Source organism: Halopseudomonas yangmingensis, assembly GCF_900114825.1.
GTDB lineage: Bacteria > Pseudomonadota > Gammaproteobacteria > Pseudomonadales > Pseudomonadaceae > Halopseudomonas > Halopseudomonas yangmingensis.
Window position 1 is genome coordinate 1 of sequence record NZ_FOUI01000040.1, and the last position, 1,560, is coordinate 1,560.

General features: G+C 44.6%; 1 protein-coding gene. It reads right to left on the reverse strand.

What is annotated here, in order from left to right; all coding sequences use genetic code 11:
• Positions 1 to 217 precede the first annotated feature (217 nt).
• Positions 218 to 1,222 carry an LAGLIDADG family homing endonuclease gene (locus BMZ23_RS14715; RefSeq protein ID WP_093479088.1) on the reverse strand — a complete coding sequence of 335 codons (1,005 nt, stop codon included), beginning with the start codon at positions 1,220 to 1,222 and terminating at the stop codon, positions 218 to 220.
• Positions 1,223 to 1,560: the final 338 nt, after the last annotated feature.

Genomic DNA, 1,560 nt, shown 5'->3' on the forward strand with positions numbered 1-1,560 from the left:
CATCAAGCATCAAGCATCAAGCATCAAGCATCAAGACGATTCCAATCCCCACGGGCCTATCTCCTTGCAATAACAATTATGCTCCAATGATATAATTCAAGACCATTACAGGTTATGCCTATACCTTAAGATAAATCCATATTATTATGCGACCATTAACTGATTACCTTCGAGCACAAGCAATTCCAGCTAATGGCCACGACTTTAATACAGTTGATTAAAATACAACCCCATTAAGCATTCTCGGGTTATGCCTATCTATTTCTGCAACTGCGACATCCCACTTCCTCATGAGTTTATGTACACCAACATCCATCAGCCTGTGACATAGGCGGCGCGCATTCGCACCATAAATATCTATATAGGTAACAGCGCTTTTTGAATGAAGGCTACGGGATGGTCTCCCTTCACTTATATCCGCAAATGCCTTTTCAATCCAATCGGCAAATGCCTTGGATGCAGTGGGCACTGACACCTTGAGCGTACCACCACTCACCGCGATATAGCCGTCACCCTCTATGAACCCTACCAGGAAGGCACGCACCATTTCTGGGCTCAGTAACTTCTCATTCGGGGGCTGTAATATGTAGGTTTTGACAGGATCAATATTCCAGTTCTTTTTCAGGTCAACAACCCAATTTTTCACACCACAAATACGCAGCTCACTCTGCGGATAGCGGCCTTGCATATAGTTTCTGACAGCACCGGTGTAACCTGTAGAAACTCGAATATTTTCGAGTAATGAGGCATCACCGGATTTAAGAGATATTGCCACCTGATTTATGACTTTATCTTGACTGTTTGGCTTAACCCAACCATCAGCAGCCAACAGACCAGCCAGATAAGAGTTCTCTAGTGTTGGCACACGGAAAAAGTCATGATCTTTATCGTAACGACTATTTTTAACAGGATTACAAAAGGTAAGACCCAGTCGCCTCCCGCGGAGACTGATTGATCCTTCACTACGCCCCAGCAACTTACCAATCTCAGCCCGGGTCATCGTTTGCGCATTTTCACATATAAATCTATCCTCTTCAGAAGTATAAAAATCCCGATGACAGTCATCGTACTTCAGTCCGAGAAGATGAGCCTTACCAGAAATCGATTTCAGACTTCTCTCAAGCTTGACACCAATTTCTTTTAGAGACATACCCGATTGGTAACACTCCTTCAGAGTCGCCACATCGTCATCTGTCCATGTCCGCTTAATCACTTTCACCATATCATCCACCTATTAATATCGTTTGAGAATTTACTTGCGTGCTGCATATTTAAAATATCAAACCAAACGATAATCCCAAGCAAAGCGGACGTTTACATACTCAGCGGCGGGCTAGCTGGATGATTCATCATAAGAATGAAGATTGCTGTACTATTGATCGGCTACTGCCGGCCACCTTCACGAAAAAGAACACAACTGCTCAGCGGCTAGGTAGAAGGCGGAGCCTACCGATACTCAAAGGCTATCTCAGTGCATTGTTCAACCATCCCTGCTGGCCTGATTGATTGCTAGAGATGGGCCACCCATGAAACTCCACCAATAGCTGGGGCCATACAGGA